The sequence below is a fragment of the Chryseobacterium sp. SIMBA_029 genome (genome assembly GCF_046535275.1).
Classification (GTDB): domain Bacteria; phylum Bacteroidota; class Bacteroidia; order Flavobacteriales; family Weeksellaceae; genus Chryseobacterium.
This window is the reverse complement of the sequence record NZ_JAWRXA010000147.1, coordinates 1-315: the sequence shown is the minus strand read 5'-3', so window position 1 is coordinate 315 and position 315 is coordinate 1. Positions and strand designations below refer to the sequence as shown.

At 36.8% G+C, this 315-nt stretch carries 1 pseudogene; it reads left to right on the top strand.

The features are described 5' to 3' along the window. Positions 1 to 315: pseudogene (locus tag SB679_RS23575) on the top strand (3-phosphoglycerate dehydrogenase); the annotation flags it as partial.

Below are 315 nucleotides of genomic sequence, written 5' to 3'. Positions count from 1 at the left end.
CGCGCTTTAAAAGAAGCCGGAATTGAAATTCTGGACAATAGAGTGGCTCAAGATCACGTTATTAATTTTATCAACGATAATAATGTGGATGTTCTTCTTGTAAGAAGTGCAACGAAAGTGAGACAAGACCTGATTGATGCATGCCCAAACCTTAAAATTATAGGGCGAGGAGGCATCGGAATGGATAATATTGATGTTGAATATGCAAAAAGCAAGGGTATAAAAATAATAAATACACCTACTGCATCCTCAAAATCTGTAGCAGAATTGGTATTTGGACATTTCCTTTCATTGGCAAGATTCCTTCACGAATCA